Origin of the sequence: Neisseria sp. HMSC061H08 (assembly GCF_001836795.1) — a bacterium.
Lineage (GTDB): Bacteria > Pseudomonadota > Gammaproteobacteria > Burkholderiales > Neisseriaceae > Neisseria > Neisseria subflava_A.
In genome coordinates, this window is the sequence record NZ_KV830562.1 from 40,934 (window position 1) to 56,134 (window position 15,201).

14 protein-coding genes are annotated in these 15,201 nt (G+C 49.6%); 7 read left to right on the plus strand and 7 right to left on the minus strand.

What is annotated here, in order from left to right:
• Positions 1 to 17: 17 nt before the first annotated feature.
• The 7 genes from HMPREF2675_RS04240 to gshA form a co-directional block, all read right to left on the minus strand.
• The gene (locus HMPREF2675_RS04240; protein ID WP_070814166.1) at positions 18 to 587 is read right to left on the minus strand and encodes an acetate uptake transporter; all 570 of its coding nucleotides are present in this window, start codon (positions 585 to 587) and stop codon (positions 18 to 20) included.
• Between the two features lie 135 nt (positions 588 to 722).
• Complete coding sequence (aroD, locus tag HMPREF2675_RS04245; RefSeq protein ID WP_070814167.1) at positions 723 to 1,472, minus strand: type I 3-dehydroquinate dehydratase; 750 nt, start codon at positions 1,470 to 1,472, stop codon at positions 723 to 725.
• Positions 1,473 to 1,499: 27 nt separating this feature from the next.
• Positions 1,500 to 3,341: an excinuclease ABC subunit UvrC gene (gene uvrC / locus HMPREF2675_RS04250; protein ID WP_070814168.1), complete on the minus strand. Its 1,842-nt coding sequence runs from the start codon at positions 3,339 to 3,341 to the stop codon at positions 1,500 to 1,502.
• Positions 3,342 to 3,405: 64 nt separating this feature from the next.
• Positions 3,406 to 6,177 (minus strand): DNA gyrase subunit A, encoded by a 2,772-nt coding sequence (gene gyrA, locus HMPREF2675_RS04255; RefSeq protein WP_070814169.1) that lies wholly within the window; start codon positions 6,175 to 6,177, stop codon positions 3,406 to 3,408.
• A 126-nt stretch (positions 6,178 to 6,303) separates the two neighbouring features.
• Positions 6,304 to 6,786 carry an acyl-CoA thioesterase gene (locus tag HMPREF2675_RS04260; RefSeq protein ID WP_070814170.1) on the minus strand — a complete coding sequence of 161 codons (483 nt, stop codon included), beginning with the start codon at positions 6,784 to 6,786 and terminating at the stop codon, positions 6,304 to 6,306.
• Between the two features lie 117 nt (positions 6,787 to 6,903).
• A complete protein-coding gene (corA, locus tag HMPREF2675_RS04265; RefSeq protein ID WP_070644802.1) occupies positions 6,904 to 7,974 on the minus strand; it encodes a magnesium/cobalt transporter CorA in 1,071 nt (356 codons plus the stop codon).
• 102 nt (positions 7,975 to 8,076) lie between these two features.
• Positions 8,077 to 9,435, minus strand: coding sequence for a glutamate--cysteine ligase (gene gshA / locus HMPREF2675_RS04270; protein WP_070814171.1), 1,359 nt, complete (start codon positions 9,433 to 9,435; stop codon positions 8,077 to 8,079).
• Positions 9,436 to 9,697: 262 nt separating this feature from the next.
• Here gshA and leuC point away from each other — a divergent pair, with 262 nt between their 5' ends.
• From leuC to leuB, 7 genes are all read left to right on the plus strand, one after another.
• A complete protein-coding gene (leuC, locus tag HMPREF2675_RS04275; RefSeq protein ID WP_004520350.1) occupies positions 9,698 to 11,107 on the plus strand; it encodes a 3-isopropylmalate dehydratase large subunit in 1,410 nt (469 codons plus the stop codon).
• 129 nt (positions 11,108 to 11,236) lie between these two features.
• Positions 11,237 to 11,458: a hypothetical protein gene (locus tag HMPREF2675_RS04280; RefSeq protein WP_004520349.1), complete on the plus strand. Its 222-nt coding sequence runs from the start codon at positions 11,237 to 11,239 to the stop codon at positions 11,456 to 11,458.
• 98 nt (positions 11,459 to 11,556) lie between these two features.
• Positions 11,557 to 11,922 carry a VOC family protein gene (locus HMPREF2675_RS04285; protein WP_039862329.1) on the plus strand — a complete coding sequence of 122 codons (366 nt, stop codon included), beginning with the start codon at positions 11,557 to 11,559 and terminating at the stop codon, positions 11,920 to 11,922.
• A 45-nt stretch (positions 11,923 to 11,967) separates the two neighbouring features.
• Complete coding sequence (gene leuD / locus HMPREF2675_RS04290; RefSeq protein ID WP_004520347.1) at positions 11,968 to 12,609, plus strand: 3-isopropylmalate dehydratase small subunit; 642 nt, start codon at positions 11,968 to 11,970, stop codon at positions 12,607 to 12,609.
• 64 nt (positions 12,610 to 12,673) lie between these two features.
• Entirely contained in the window at positions 12,674 to 13,135 is a 462-nt protein-coding gene (locus HMPREF2675_RS04295; protein WP_004520346.1) for a NanQ anomerase/TabA/YiaL family protein, read from the plus strand.
• 38 nt (positions 13,136 to 13,173) lie between these two features.
• Positions 13,174 to 14,037 (plus strand): DUF1444 family protein, encoded by an 864-nt coding sequence (locus HMPREF2675_RS04300; RefSeq protein WP_070814172.1) that lies wholly within the window; start codon positions 13,174 to 13,176, stop codon positions 14,035 to 14,037.
• Between the two features lie 66 nt (positions 14,038 to 14,103).
• Complete coding sequence (leuB, locus tag HMPREF2675_RS04305) at positions 14,104 to 15,174, plus strand: 3-isopropylmalate dehydrogenase (protein WP_070814173.1); 1,071 nt, start codon at positions 14,104 to 14,106, stop codon at positions 15,172 to 15,174.
• Positions 15,175 to 15,201 lie beyond the last annotated feature (27 nt).

A 15,201-nucleotide genomic window follows, 5' to 3' on the forward strand; every position in this document is an offset into this window, starting at 1 on the left:
ATTTTGTATGACAAAGCTTATTTACGCTCGCCAACCGGCAAAACTGTTTTGCCGAAAGATTCGTTAATAACTTCCGCAGCGGCCAAGTAGAACGCACCAAGTGCAGTTACCAAGCCTAAACAACCGCCGATATGGACGATGCTATGATTTTCCATGCCATCGCCAATGCCCAGGGCAAAGAACGTCAGCGTCAAGAAAAAGAATATGGCACTCAATACTTTAGGCTTGGTCAAGGTGGCCACAAACATCATCAGCGAAAACATACCCCATGCGCAAAGATACCAGCCGATAAATGCCGGGGCTGTTTCACCTTTAAAAAAGATGGTGAACAAAGCCCATGTCCACCAGAAGGCGCCATAGCTGATAAAAGCGGTAAAGCCGAACGTATTGCCTTTCTTGAACTCAAACATACCGGCAATAACTTGGGCGATACCACCAAAGGCGAGAGCCATGCCCAAAACTAAGCCGACACCCTCTTGAGCAGTAAAAAAGCCGCCGTTAATCAGACTGAGCAACCAAGTTGTCAATGCAAAGCCACACAGGCCTACTGGACCTGGGTTCGCCAGGTTTTCTTTAGTAGTAGTCATTTTATTTCTCCTCTAGTTATTAGAAATAGGAAACCCATTGTTACAGGTTTTATTTAAAATTAAAAGAAATAAATTTAAAAAAATCAGGCCGTCTGAAAAATATTTTACAGACGGCCTTGAATATTAATAATTAAACTATCCCAAAATTGCCAAGATTTTCCTCAATTCATTAGCATCAATTTGGCCGGGTGCCGACGTTTTTTGTGCCGCGCCAAAGGTAACGGCTGAGCCGAAAGTCGAGCCGGCCAAGCGGCTGACGGCTCCGGTTTTACCCATGGACATAGTAATAATCGGGCGGTCGATAATTTGTGAAGCATCATATGTTGCCTGCAACAGGGTCAACACATCTTGCGGCGATTGCGGCATAACGGCAATTTTGCAGATATCCGCGCCCCACTCGGCCATTGTTTTCAGACGGCCTGTAATGTCTGCCAAAGACGGCGTGGCTTGGAAATCGTGATTGCAAAGCAAGGCGGCAGCTTGATGTTCATGTGCCAAGGCAATGGTTTGTTTGACGCCGCCCTCCTCGGCAAAAAGCTCGATATCGATAATATCGGCTTGTTTGGAACAGATGATTTTTTCCAATAATTCAAAATAATAGTCATCCGAACAAGGCGTATTGCCGCCCTCTTGCGCCCTTCTAAACGTAAACAGCAAAGGCTTGGCAGGAAAAGCCTGTCGGACAATGCCTAATTGCTCGGCAATAAATTCGGCATCAAGCGCCTCTTGAAAAAAATCCGCACGAAATTCGATGATGTCAAAAGCTGTCTCTTTCAATACGTGCAAAGCCTGCGCCAACTCCTGCATATTAGCAGCCACCAGCGGCACGGCAATTTTAGGCAGGCCTTTGCCGATCTCGATATTTTTGATGATGACAGATTTCATATTGTTCCTTTTTGCTGTTCAAGCCAATCAGTGCAGATGCTCGTAAATGGTTTCCGCCAAAGCTTTGCTGATGCCTTCCACTTTTTCCAAATCCTCGCGGCTGGCTGCAATCACGCCGCGCAGGCCGCCGAATCGGGTGAGCAATGCTTGGCGGCGTTTGCTGCCGATACCGGGGATTTCACTGAGTGAGGAAGTAACGCGTGCTTTGTCGCGTTTTTTGCGGTGGCCTGTAATGGCAAAGCGGTGCGATTCATCGCGTACGGTTTGCAATAAATGTAAAGCCGGACTGTTGGGCGGCAGGCGGAAAACTTCTCCGGTAAAAGGCAGTATGAGTTCTTCCATGCCGGCTTTGCGCTCGGGGCCTTTGGCGATACCGACCAAAGGAATGTGCAGCCCGAGTTCTTCCCATACCGATACGGCAACGCCGATTTGCCCTTTGCCGCCGTCAATCAATACGACATCGGGCCATTTGACGGCCTCGCCGTTGGCTTCGGCTTCCTGCATTTTGCCGTAACGGCGCGTCAACACTTCGCGCATGGCGGCGTAGTCGTCGCCGGGTTTGGCGGTAGTGATGTTGTAGCGGCGGTATTGAGAAGGCTGGATGTTTTGCTCATCGTACACAACGCAGGACGCAATCGTGGCTTCGCCTTGCGTGTGGCTGATGTCGAAGCATTCAAGGCGGTTAAGGCCGTCTGAATCCATGCCGAGGATTTTGGCCAGTTCGTCGATGCGGTGTTGCTGGCTGCTTTGTTGCAGGCGGCGTTGGGCAATCGCCATTTGTGCGTTTTGTTCCGCCATTTTCAACCAGACTTTGCGTTCGCCTATGGTTTTGGTCACGAACTGCATCTGCTTGCCGTGTTCGCCTTCCAAAGCCTCTTTCAACGCATCGGGAACGGGAAAGTTACTGATGATGATGTCGGGTTTGCTTTTGCCCAGATAATGTTGGGCGACGAAGGCCTCGGCGTAATCTTGTCCGTTTGGCTCGGGATCGTTTTTGGTGTCGGGGAAAAAGCTTTTATCGCCGACGTGCCGCCCGCCGCGTATGCTGACCCAGTGTACACAGACCAGGCCGTCTGAAACCGCCAGCGCAAGTAAATCGATATCGTTGGGATTGTTCGGATTTTTGCTGTCGATAAACTGATTACTCTGCATGATACCGAGTGCTTGAATTTGGTCGCGATAACGCGCAGCTTCTTCAAATTGCAGATTCGCGGCAGCGGTTTGCATTTTGTGTTGCAAGGTACGCGTTAGTTCGTCGGTTTTGCCATTAAGGAAAGTCGCGGCTTGGCGCACGCTGTCGTGGTAATCTTCTTCGCTGATGTGGCCGACACAAGGCGCGGTGCAGCGTTTGATTTGATAAAGCAGACAAGGACGGTCGCGATGCTCGAATACGCTGTCCTCGCAGGTACGCAGCATAAAGACTTTTTGCAACACTTGAATGCTGTCGCGCACGGCGTTGCTGTTGGGATACGGACCGAAATATTGATTAGGCTTTTTCAGCGTGCCGCGGTAATACGCCATTTGCGGATATTGATGGCCGCTGATCATCAAATAAGGATAGCTTTTGTCATCGCGGAAAAGAATATTGTATTTCGGCGACAGGGCTTTAATGAAGTTATTTTCGAGAATCAGCGCTTCGGCTTCGGAACGTGTGATGGTGGTTTCGATGTGGTGAACCTGTTTTACCATCAATGCGATACGCGGCGAATGGTCGTTTTTTTGGAAATAGCTAGAAACGCGCCGCTTGAGATTGACCGCTTTGCCGACATACAAAACATTATTGTCTTCGTCAAAAAAACGGTACACGCCCGGCAGATTGGGCAGATTTTTCAAAAAAAGAGGTAAATCGAACGGTTCGGTTGCTCTCACGGGATTTTCTTTTGGAATAAGCAGGCCGTCTGAAAATGTTTCAGACGGCCTTTTTCATTGACGTTTAAGATTCTTGAGACGGAGTATCTTCAGCTTCTACCACTTGGTTTTCAGCTGCATCGCTTTCCAAAGCGGCTTCATCTTCAGCCTCTTCGGCCACGCGTTCCAAGCTGACCAAGGTTTCGCCTTCATCCAGATTAATCAGGCGGACACCTGCGGCAGCACGGCCGGTTTCACGGATTTGCTCAACTTTGGTACGAATCAGGACGCCGCCGCTGGTAATCAGCATCAGGTCGTCGGTTTCGCTGACCAAAGTCGCGGCAACCAAATCGCCGTTGCGCTCGCCGGTATTGATGGCGATATTGCCTTGGCCGCCTTTGTTTTTACGGCTGTAATCGGCAATCGGCGTACGTTTGCCATAGCCGTTGGCGGTAGCGGTCAATACTTGCAAATCGCTTTGTTCGGCTTCAGGGGCGAAGGTAATCAGGCTGACAATCTTGCCATCGGCCGGCAGGCGCATACCGCGCAAACCGCCGCTGCCGCGACCGGACGGACGGACACCGTGTTTGCCGCTTGGCAATGCGTTTTCGGCATTTTCATCATCCAGGCCGTCTGAATCTTCATTTTCGGTTTCGATATCGGCATCTTCTGCTTCATCGTTACCGGATTTTTCCCAGTATTCGTTAAAACGGATGGCTTTGCCCAAGTTGGAGAACAACATAATGTCGTCCGCACCGCCGGTTTGCGCTGCGCCGACCAAGTAATCGCCTTCTTTAAGCGCGATGGCTTTAATGCCTTGGCTGCGGACATTTTTAAACGCAGACAGCTGGACTTTTTTCACCATGCCTTGTGCAGTGGCGAAGAAGACGTATTGGTCTTCCGGAAACTCGCGGACGGCCAAGATGGCGCTGACTTTTTCACCTTCTTCCAATTGGATGACGTTGTTAATCGGACGGCCGCGGCTGTTGCGTCCGCCTTCAGGCAGTTTGTAAACCTTAATCCAGTGGCACTTGCCCAAATTGGTAAAGCACATCAAATAATCATGCGTATTGGCAACAAACAGGGTTTCGATAAAATCTTCGTCTTTGGTGGCCGCTGCCTGTTTACCGCGACCGCCGCGACGCTGCGCCTGATAATCGGTTGTCGGCTGGGTTTTGATGTAGCCGCCATGAGTCAGGGTAACGACCATTTCGCGTTGCGGAATCAGGTCTTCATCGGCAATGTCGCCACCGAATGGATTGATTTCGCTACGACGCTCATCGCCGAAGTTGGCTTTGATGTCTGCCAATTCTTCGCGGATGATTTGGGTAACACGCTCTGGTTTGGAAAGAATATCCACGAAATCAATGATTTTACTCATCAGATTTTTATATTCGCCAACAATTTCTTCCTGATCGAGGCCGGTCAGGTTGCGCAGGCTCATGCGCAGGATGGCATCGGCTTGCAATTCGCTCAGATAATAGCCTTGACTGTGCAGACCCAAATTTTCAGGCAAGCCTTCAGGACGCATCATTTGCAGGTCCAAATCCGTACGGCTGAGCATATCTTCAACCAAGCTGCTGCGCCATGGACGGGACAGCAATTTTTCTTTGGCTTCCGGCGCATTGGCAGATTCTTTAATCAGACGGATGATTTCGTCGATATTGGACAAGGCCACCGCTTTACCTTCGGCAATATGGCCTTCATGACGCGCTTTTTTCAGGCGGAATAAAGTACGACGGGTAACGACTTCGCGACGGTGGCGCAGGAATTCGGACAGGATTTGTTTCAGGTTCAACAAACGCGGCTGGCCGTCAACCAAGGCCACCATGTTGATACCGAAGCTGTCTTGCAACTGGGTCAGTTTGTAGAGTTGGTTCAAAACGACTTCGGCATTTTCATTGCGTTTCAATTCAATCACGACACGCATACCGGATTTGTCGGACTCATCGCGCAGGTCGGATACGCCTTCCAACGTTTTTTCGCGTACCAATTCGCCGATTTTCTCAACCAGCTTGGCTTTGTTTACTTGATATGGGATTTCATCAATAACGATGGCTTCGCGCTCGCCGTTTTTGCCGATAGGCTCGATATGGGTTTTACCGCGCATGACCACGCGGCCGCGGCCGGTTTTATAGCCTTCGCGCACGCCGCTCAAGCCGTAAATAGTCGCGCCGGTCGGGAAATCGGGCGCTTGGATGATGTTGATCAGCTCGTCGATTTCAGTTTCAGGCTCATCCAACAAGCGCAGGCAGGCATTGATGGTATCGCCCAAATTGTGCGGCGGGATATTGGTTGCCATACCGACGGCAATACCGGACGAACCGTTTACCAACAATGCAGGGAAACGGGTCGGCAATACCAGCGGCTCATGTTCGCTGCCGTCATAGTTAGGGCCGAAATTGACGGTTTCTTCTTCAATATCCGCCAGCATTTCATGAGAAATCTTTTCCATGCGGATTTCGGTATAACGCATGGCCGCCGCGGCCAAGCCATCGACAGAACCGAAGTTGCCCTGACCGTCGATCAGTACATAACGCATGGAGAAGTCTTGCGCCATGCGGACGATGGTGTCGTAAACGGCTGTATCGCCGTGGGGATGGTATTTACCGATAACGTCGCCGACGATACGCGCCGATTTTTTATAGGCGGAATTCCAGTTGTTTTTCAACTCGTGCATCGCGTACAACACGCGGCGGTGTACCGGCTTGAGACCGTCGCGGACATCCGGCAGGGCTCGACCCACAATCACGCTCATGGCGTAATCGAGGTAGCTCTTGCGCATTTCGTCTTCAAGGCTGACAGGCAGGGTTTCAAGTGCAAATTTATGGTCGTTGCGGATGGTTGCGTCGGTCATGATTATCTGTAATTTCGTATGGCAAAAATCTTGTTGATTCTACCACAAAACAAGCGGTTTATGGCTTTTGCGTGAAGGCCGTCTGAAACAGGATTTCAGACGGCCTTCATTATTTAATAACTTTATTTAACTGCTGCAAGAATCTTCATCGGAAGCCTGCAAACTCAATGCTTTGCGCTTTTTAGCCTTTTCATAACGGCAACGTTGGCGCGGTGTATTGATTTCCAAAGGCGGCACAGCAACCGGCTTGCCGTCTTCTACGGCAACCATGGTGAAGTAGCAGCTGTTGGTATGGCGCACTTCACCGGTGCGGATGTTTTGCGCTTCTACACGGATGCCGACTTCCATAGAAGTGCGGCCGGTGTAGTTAATGCTGGCGTAAAAGGTTACCAGTTCGCCGACATGGATAGGCTCTTTAAACAAAACTTTATCGACAGACAAGGTAACGCAGTAGTTGCCGCTGTATCGGCTGGCACAGGAATAAGCGACTTGGTCGAGCAAGCGCAATAATTCGCCACCGTGGACGTTGCCGCTGAAATTTGCCGTATCCGGCATCATCAGCTCGGACATAATGAGTTCGTGAGAAGGAAGTTGGCGTGCTTGTTCCATAGTTTGGCCTCTTGAAGTGGTTTGTTTTTAAGGCCGCCTAGTATTTCAGACGGCATGTTTTGTAGGAATTTTGATTCTACCGTTTTTGAGTGGAAAAATTCAATCTACCACACCTGATCATAACCATTTTCTACGCGAAAAGAAAATCAGCAGTCCGATGATGATGCACAGCATCACACCCAAAACCATGAAATAGCCGTAATGCCAATGCAGCTCGGGCATATTGTCGAAGTTCATGCCGTAGATACCGGTGATGACGGTCAGCGGCATAAAGATGATGGTGATAACCGTCAACACGCGCATTTGCTGGTTCATGCGGTTGGATTGGAAGGAAAGATAAATGTCCATCATGCTCAACACCATATCACGCGAGGCATCAAGCGATTCGATAAGCTGCATATTGTGGTCGTACACATCGCGCAGATAGACGGTCGATTCGCCTTTGAAAATGGCAAAATCGCCGCGTACGGCCAGTTGGTAGAACACATCGCGCAATGGCAAAAGTGTGCGCCGCAGACGGACGGCATCGCGTTTGAGTCGGTGAATCTTACTGAGAATATCGCTGTTTTCATTTTTAAACAGCGACTTGTCTATTACTTCGACACGGTTGTTGTACGACTCCAAAACAATGAAATAGTCGTCCACAATACGGTCGAGCAGGCAATAAGCAAGAAACGCTGTATTTTTGTTCAAAATATTGTGCGGATTCTCGTGCATCTGCCGGCGAAGATGGCTGAATAAGCCCAGCGGTTTTTGTTGGAAAGACAACACAAAATCTTTGCCGATAATCACATACACTTGGTCAGAATGGAGTTTGCCCGTAGAGGTATAGTGGTAAACCTGTGCGGCAGTAAAAACATAGTTGCCGTAATCTTCAATTTTCGGACGCTGCTTACGACTGAGAATATCTTCAATAACCAGCTCATGAATGCCATAAGGCTCAAGCGCGTGCTTGAGCAAGGCAACATCATTGATACCGACAAAATGTAGCCAGTTGATTTGGCCTTCTTGCGGACGGACAATATCGGGCAAGTTTTTTCCGGCAAGATAATCATGCTGAGCAAAGGTATCGGCGGAATACAAGGTTTGATGGATAGCAGAACGCGGCGCATTGTCGGTATTGCTGCGCTTCATGGTTTGGTCTTGCAGATTGTCGGTTATTTCAACTGGATTGGCTGGTTTGCTCATAAAAATAAATCATGTTTTTTTAGTTAGAATGAATTGTACAGACAGAAAAGGCCGTCTGAAAACTAATTTTCAGACGGCCTGACAATATCGATCAACGCTTTATTAGGCTTGGGGCGCGGTTTTCTCCAACTCCAATGCAGCGGCAAGCAAGGACAGGCGCGCCATTACGCCGTAAACGTAGAGGCGGTTGTGTTCGTTGTCGACGTCGCAGTCTTTTTCAGAGCGCGGCATACCGAGCGAATCCCATTGTTCAAATACGCGTTTGCAGGCTTCAGGCGCTTCTTGGGAATTGTCGCCGCTGCCGGTGGGGATGCTGTTGGACAGCGGGACGAATACCATGCCGCCGGCGTTGAGGTTTTCGTCTGCACCACGGCCTTCGTGTACACGGAAGAAACCGCCGATAACGAAACGGTCCATCATATAAACGACAGGTTCACACACGGCGCCGTTCATGGTTTCGTAGGTATAAATACCTTCTTGGACAATGACTTCGCTGACTTCCAAGCCTTCTTTGACTTTCGCCATTTTGTTGCGGTTTTTACGGTTCAATCCGCGCACTTCATCCGCAGATTTAACGCTCATCACGCCCATGCCGTAAGTACCTGCGTCGGCTTTCACAATAACGAAAGGCTGGTCGGTAATGCCCAATTCATCGTATTTGGCTTGAATTTTCGCCAATACGCGCTCTACCGCGTCTGCTAACGCATCCTCGCCTTCACGCTCTTGGAAATCCAAACCGCTGATTTTTTCAAAATAAGGATTGATTTGCCATTCGTCGATGTCAATCAACTTCGCAAAGTCGGCAGCAACTTGATTATATGCGCCGAAATGTTCGGTTTTACGGCGAGTCGTCCAGCCGCCGTGCAATGGAGGCAAAACGGTTTGACTGATGTCTTTAAGGATTTCAGGGATGCCCGCAGACAAGTCGTTATTCAACAGGACGACGCAAGGTGAGAAACCGTCTGCAAGATGTACACGCTCACGGGTGCGCAATAAAGGCTCAAGCAAAATTTTGTCGCCCAACGCGGTTTCAAACTCGGTCGGCTCAGTCACTTCAGGATTCAAGCTGCCCAAGCGCACTTCGTATCCTGCCGAACGCAAAATCTCGCTGAGGGCGTAAACGTTTTGCAGATAGAATGTGTTGCGTGTGTGGTTTTCAGGAATAATCAATACGGATTTTGCCGTTTCACAGGCGCGCTGTACCGCATCTTGCGCGGCAACCGCCGCCAGCGGGATAAAGTTGGGATTCAAATTATTGAAGCCGCCCGGAAACAGGTTCATATCGATAGATGAAATTTTGTAACCGGCATTACGGATGTCAACCGAACCATAAAATGGCGGACGGTGTTCGTTCCAATGCGAACGGAACCATGCTTCGATTTTGGCATGATTGGCAAGGACTTTTTTCTCAAATTTCCGTAATTGAGTCAAATGCTCAGGAGCCATTACCGGTAATTTCATTCTCTATACCTCTTGGTAAGTGTGGTTGAGTGAGAATGATAGAACTTTTTAGTGCATTTCGACAAGCATTCTTTCAGATAAGATGCATCTTTTTTGTCAACAATTCTACAATTTGTCTAATTTTTGACAAGTTATTTTGAAACTTTGCGACAAATTTTAAAAATTGGACAAATTTCTATTGCACAGCCCCTATAAAAAGCCTAAAATCCGCCCATAAACGCAAACCATCATTCATACCTACCAATAGCAAAGAATACTCATCATGAGCGCACAAACCCTTTACGATAAACTTTGGAACAGCCACGTCGTCCGCGAAGAAGAAGACGGCACTGTCCTGCTTTACATCGACCGCCACCTGGTTCACGAAGTAACCAGCCCGCAAGCATTTGAAGGCTTGAAAATGGCCGGCCGCAAACTCTGGCGTATCGACAGCGTGGTCTCCACAGCCGACCACAACACTCCGACCGGCGACTGGGACAAAGGTATCCAAGACCCGATTTCCAAGCTGCAAGTCGATACCTTGGACAAAAACATTAAAGAGTTTGGCGCACTCGCCTACTTCCCGTTTATGGATAAAGGCCAAGGCATCGTACACGTTATGGGCCCGGAACAAGGCGCTACCCTGCCCGGCATGACCGTTGTCTGCGGCGACTCGCACACTTCTACCCATGGCGCATTCGGCGCATTGGCGCACGGTATCGGTACTTCCGAAGTCGAGCACACCATGGCGACCCAGTGCATTACCGCAAAAAAATCCAAATCCATGCTGATTGCCGTTGAAGGCCGTCTGAAACCCGGTGTTACCGCCAAAGACGTAGCGCTTTATATCATCGGTCAAATTGGTACGGCCGGCGGCACAGGCTACGCCATTGAATTTGGTGGCGAAGCCATCCGCAGCCTTTCTATGGAAGGCCGCATGACCTTGTGCAATATGGCGATTGAAGCCGGTGCGCGCTCAGGCATGGTTGCCGTCGACCAAACCACCATCGACTATGTAAAAGGCAAACCTTTCGCACCTAAAGGCGAAGCATGGGACAAAGCCGTCGAATACTGGCGCACGCTGGTGTCTGACGAAGGTGCCGTATTTGATAAAGAATACCACTTCAAAGCCGAAGACATCGAGCCTCAAGTAACTTGGGGCACCTCGCCTGAAATGGTTTTAGACATCAGCGGCAAAGTGCCTAATCCTGCCGAAGAAGCCGATCCGGTCAAACGCAGCGGCATGGAACGCGCCCTTGAATACATGGGCTTGGAAGCCGGTACGCCATTAAACGAAATCCCTGTCGATATCGTCTTTATCGGTTCTTGCACCAACAGCCGTATTGAAGACTTACGCGAAGCTGCCGCTATCGCCAAAGGCCGCAAAAAAGCGGACAATGTACAACGCGTATTGATTGTCCCTGGCTCCGGTTTGGTTAAAGAGCAGGCAGAAAAAGAAGGCTTGCACGAAGTATTTATCGAAGCCGGTTTTGAATGGCGCGAGCCGGGCTGCTCAATGTGCCTCGCCATGAATGCCGACCGCTTGACCCCGGGACAACGTTGCGCCTCCACTTCCAACCGTAACTTTGAAGGCCGTCAAGGCAACGGCGGACGCACCCACCTCGTCAGCCCTGCCATGGCAGCCGCAGCCGCGGTTACCGGCCACTTTACCGACATCCGCACTATGGCTTAAAGTATTTTCAGACGGCCTTTATTCATCAGGCCGTCTGAAACAATACCTTGCTCAAGCAAGTTTTCTTATTATATTGCGAAAAACGTCCGAAAACCTTCTTAATCATTGATAACTTGAAAGGAATCTAGTATGAAAAAACTGTTTGCATTGGCTGCCGCAGCCCTTATCCTGTCAGCTTGTTCCAGCACTTGGTCCGGCGCAAAAGACGATACCAACCGCAATTGGGACAAAACCAAAGAGACTGCCGAGCGCGTAGCCGATAAAACCGGAGAAGCCGTTAAAAAAGGCGGTAATGCCGTAGGTCGCGGTATGAGCCATGTTGGAGAAAAAATCGAAGCAGCTACCGAATAATTCGGTAAGGTGGGCCGTCTGAGCCTCCTGAATCCGTTTCAGACGGCCTGTTTCCCTACTATTCAGACATCCTAAGATTCCCAGTGAAAGAAGAAGCAATGAGTAATCCGTCAAGCTGGTTCGGCATCCATGCTCAAGATTTGGATCGCGCCAAGGCCTTTTACGAATCCGTATTTGACAAGCCCTTGCAAGACGTTGGCGGCAACGGATTCCGTTTCATCATTTTTCCGGCCGATTACACACAACACGGCACGGCGGGCATGATTTGGCATGACAGCAATGCCCAACCCGGCCACGGTGGAACGACCATTTTCTTCAATTGCCCGGATTGTGCCGAAACCGCAGAAAAAGCCGTTGCAGCAGGCGGCAAGCTTTTACAAGAAAAATTCCGCATTGCCAACGGCTTTGCCGCATTTATCGAAGATACAGAAGGCAACCGAATCGGTTTGCACAGCATGCGCTAAGCCGAATAGCCATAAAATTTCCCATTATTACTATAAGAATCTGATATGAAAGCCTTTACCAAAATTTCCGCCATCGTCGCCCCGCTCGACCGCAGCAATGTCGATACCGACGCCATCATCCCTAAACAATTTTTAAAATCCATCAAACGCAGCGGCTTCGGCCCTAATGCCTTTGACGAATGGCGTTACCTCGACCACGGCGAACCGGGCATGGATAACAGCAAACGCCCGTTGAATCCGGATTTCTCCCTGAACCAGCCACGCTATCAAGGCGCGCAAATCCTGTTGACGCGCAAAAACTTCGGCTGCGGCTCTTCACGCGAACACGCCCCTTGGGCATTGGACGACTACGGCTTCCGCGCCATCATCGCCCCCAGCTTTGCCGACATCTTCTTCAACAACTGCTACAAAAACGGCCTTTTACCCATCGTTTTGACCGAAGAACAGGTTGACCAGCTTTTCAAAGAAGTTGAAGCCAACGAAGGCTATCAACTCTCCATCGACCTTGCCGAGCAAACCCTGACCACTCCTAGAGGCGAAACATTCACATTCGACATTACCGAACACCGCAAACACTGCCTCTTAAACGGCTTGGACGAAATCGGCCTGACCCTTCAACACGCCGACGAAATCCGCGATTTCGAAGAAAAACGCCGCCAAAGCCAGCCTTGGCTGTTTAACGGTTGATATACCAAAGGCCGTCTGAAAAATTTAAGCGTTTCAGACGGCCTTTAATCTACACAAATATATTATGATTACCGACACCATAAGCAATGCCACCCGCTATGCTGCCCTGCATCCCGACTTTGCAGAGGCCTTCCATCTGTTGCAGACCCTAGATTTTGCCAATCTGCCGGACGGTCAAGTGCCGTGCGAAAATCCCAATATCCGTATTTTTATCGGCAGCGAGCCGATGAGGACTCAAGGCGAAGCTAAGCCTGAAGCGCACTTAAAACACATTGATATTCAAACGCCGATTGATGGCAGCGAAACGTATGGCTGGATAGACAGAGGCCGTCTGAAAAACGGTTTGGGCTACAACGAAAAGCGCGATATTGAGTTTTTCGACTGCGAGCCGGAAACTTGGCTGACCTTGGAGCCCGGCGAATTTGCACTATTTTTCCCGAATGATGCGCATGCCCCATTGGTCGGCGACAGGGCAAACATACGCAAAGTTGTTTTTAAAATCCGTGTTGAAACCGAACGCCTATAACTTTCCAGACGGCCTTACTTCCTTATTCAGGACACAATATGTCTTTTTTCAGCAGGTTGTTCCGCTCTAAACCTAAATTAATGACTTGGCAGGAATTTGTCGAATACTTTGCCCGTCGCATCCAAGAAGAATTGGATCTTGAGGCGAAAATCGACTGGGGCGAAAACATTGCTTCTTCGCCTATTATTGTCCAGTTTTCCGAAGACGATGAAGCATCGTTCAGCACATATTTGAGCAACCATTACACAAGTTATCTGCAAAATCCCGAGGCCTTGGAAGCTATTGTTGCTGCCAATTTAGCGGTTATCGATAAGATTCAAGACGCTGATGCCAGTGTTTCAGCACAACAAATTCTTCCGACGATTAAAAATACAATTTATCTGGAAAACGTCAGACTGATTACAAATACGGACGAAGACGAACCTGCCGATTACCTGGTATATAAACCGATTGCGGGCGATATCATGTTGCTTTATATGGTGGATACGGAAGAATCCATGCATACGCTCAATCGTGAGCATATGCAAGAGGCCGGTATTGAAGATGAAGACGCCTTGTATCGTACCGCCATGGATAATTTGCGCCAACGGATGAATGGACGTGTCCAAATTCATCATGCCGAAGGTTGGTCATTGACCCAAATCCATTTGGACAACGACTATGATGCTTCCCTGATTTTGCTTTTGGACGAAGTACTTAAAGACGATCCTATGCTGCCGGCCAATCCCGTTTTTGCAGTCCCGGCACGCAATGCCCTGCTCGTTTGCAGCCCATCCGATGAAGAGGCTTTGCAAGCGATGGCAAATATTGCCCTGCAGGCATTTGAAGATTCTGCCTACGCGATTTCTACCCAGCTTTACCAGTACCATAATGGTACAATCAGCGTTTTCAGAGCAAATTGATTTAAGGCCGTCTGAAAAACAGGCGACCTGCCCTTTACTTTAAACCTTCCCATAAGGAAACCCGAAATGACCAAACATATCGCTATCTTGCGCGGCGACGGCATCGGCCCTGAAATCGTTGCAGAAACCGTCCGTGTACTCGACAAACTTATCGAACAAGGTTTGGATGTCAGCTACGAATATGCGCCTTTGGGCGGCGAAGCCTATGACGAATACGGCCATCCTTATCCAGAATTCACGCAAAACCTTTGCCGTAAAGCCGATGCGGTTCTGCTTGGTGCAGTCGGTTCTCCTCAATACGACAATCTCGACCGTCCGTTGCGTCCTGAGCGCGGCTTATTAGCTATCCGTAAAGACTTGAATCTTTTTGCCAATTTGCGCCCTGCCATCCTTTATCCCGAGCTGGCCAACGCTTCCACTCTGAAACCGGAAATCGTAGCCGGTCTCGACATCCTTATCGTACGTGAACTGACCGGCGATATTTACTTTGGCGAACCGCGCGGCATCCGTGTTCTGGAAAACGGCGAACGCGAAGGCTACAACACCATGAAATACAGTGAAAGCGAAATCCGCCGTATTGCCCACGTTGCCTTCCAATCCGCCCAAAAACGCAGCAAAAAAGTCTGCTCCGTAGGCAAAGCCAACGTTTTGGAAACCACCGAACTGTGGCGCGAAGTCTTTGAAGAAATCGGCAAACAATACCCTGATGTCGAGCTTTCCCATATGTACGTGGACAACGCCGCCATGCAGTTGGTACGCGCGCCTAAACAATTTGACGTGATTGCTACCGGCAACATCTTCGGCGACATCCTCTCTGACGAAGCCTCCATGCTGACCGGCTCCATCGGTATGCTCCCTTCCGCTTCTTTGGACGAAAACGGCAAAGGCCTGTACGAACCTTCTCACGGCTCCGCTCCAGACATTGCCGGTCAAAACAAAGCCAATCCTCTGGCAACCGTTTTGTCCCTCGCCATGTTGCTGCGTTACAGCCTGAACGACGAAGCCCGCGCGCAACAAGTTGAAAACGCCGTACAAAAAGTACTGCAACAAGGCTTGCGTACCGGCGACATTTACGAAGAAGGTACCAAACTGGTCTCCTGCTCAGAAATGGGCGATGCCGTATTGGCCGCTTTGTAAGAGGCCGTCTGAAAAAAGCGTGGGACC

What these genes read in the sequence shown, in the direction of transcription:
- HMPREF2675_RS04300 (WP_070814172.1), top strand. Translation starts at nt 13,174, where the DNA reads ATGTCTTTTTTCAGCAGGTTGTTCCGCTCTAAACCTAAATTAATGACT.
- HMPREF2675_RS04295 (WP_004520346.1), top strand. Translation starts at nt 12,674, where the DNA reads ATGATTACCGACACCATAAGCAATGCCACCCGCTATGCTGCCCTGCAT.
- leuB (WP_070814173.1), top strand. Translation starts at nt 14,104, where the DNA reads ATGACCAAACATATCGCTATCTTGCGCGGCGACGGCATCGGCCCTGAA.
- gyrA (WP_070814169.1), bottom strand. Translation starts at nt 6,177, where the DNA reads ATGACCGACGCAACCATCCGCAACGACCATAAATTTGCACTTGAAACC.
- gshA (WP_070814171.1), bottom strand. Translation starts at nt 9,435, where the DNA reads ATGAAATTACCGGTAATGGCTCCTGAGCATTTGACTCAATTACGGAAA.
- aroD (WP_070814167.1), bottom strand. Translation starts at nt 1,472, where the DNA reads ATGAAATCTGTCATCATCAAAAATATCGAGATCGGCAAAGGCCTGCCT.
- HMPREF2675_RS04240 (WP_070814166.1), bottom strand. Translation starts at nt 587, where the DNA reads ATGACTACTACTAAAGAAAACCTGGCGAACCCAGGTCCAGTAGGCCTG.
- HMPREF2675_RS04285 (WP_039862329.1), top strand. Translation starts at nt 11,557, where the DNA reads ATGAGTAATCCGTCAAGCTGGTTCGGCATCCATGCTCAAGATTTGGAT.
- HMPREF2675_RS04260 (WP_070814170.1), bottom strand. Translation starts at nt 6,786, where the DNA reads ATGGAACAAGCACGCCAACTTCCTTCTCACGAACTCATTATGTCCGAG.
- leuD (WP_004520347.1), top strand. Translation starts at nt 11,968, where the DNA reads ATGAAAGCCTTTACCAAAATTTCCGCCATCGTCGCCCCGCTCGACCGC.
- corA (WP_070644802.1), bottom strand. Translation starts at nt 7,974, where the DNA reads ATGAGCAAACCAGCCAATCCAGTTGAAATAACCGACAATCTGCAAGAC.
- leuC (WP_004520350.1), top strand. Translation starts at nt 9,698, where the DNA reads ATGAGCGCACAAACCCTTTACGATAAACTTTGGAACAGCCACGTCGTC.
- HMPREF2675_RS04280 (WP_004520349.1), top strand. Translation starts at nt 11,237, where the DNA reads ATGAAAAAACTGTTTGCATTGGCTGCCGCAGCCCTTATCCTGTCAGCT.